The sequence below is a fragment of the Photorhabdus sp. RM71S genome (genome assembly GCF_042879355.1).
Taxonomy (GTDB): Bacteria; Pseudomonadota; Gammaproteobacteria; order Enterobacterales; family Enterobacteriaceae; genus Photorhabdus; species Photorhabdus kayaii.
On sequence record NZ_JBHFKV010000352.1, the window covers coordinates 1 to 223 of the forward strand.

At 52.0% G+C, this 223-nt stretch carries 1 rRNA gene; it reads right to left on the reverse strand.

The features are described 5' to 3' along the window. A 23S ribosomal RNA gene (locus ACGF5R_RS25185) occupies positions 1-189 on the reverse strand; the annotation flags it as partial. Positions 190-223 lie beyond the last annotated feature (34 nt).

The following is a 223-nucleotide window of genomic DNA, read 5'->3' on the forward strand; positions in this document are numbered from 1 at the left end:
CCCCGGTTCGCCTCATTAACCTATGGATTCAGTTAATGATAGTGCAACGCATTGCACTGGGTTTCCCCATTCGGACATCGCCGGCTCATCACGCTTCATATCAGCTCACCGGCGCTTTTCGCAGATTAGCGCGTCCTTCATCGCCTCTGACTGCCTAGGCATCCACCGTGTACGCTTAATTGCTTAACCTCACAACCCGAAACTGTCTCGGATTGTTCAGCTT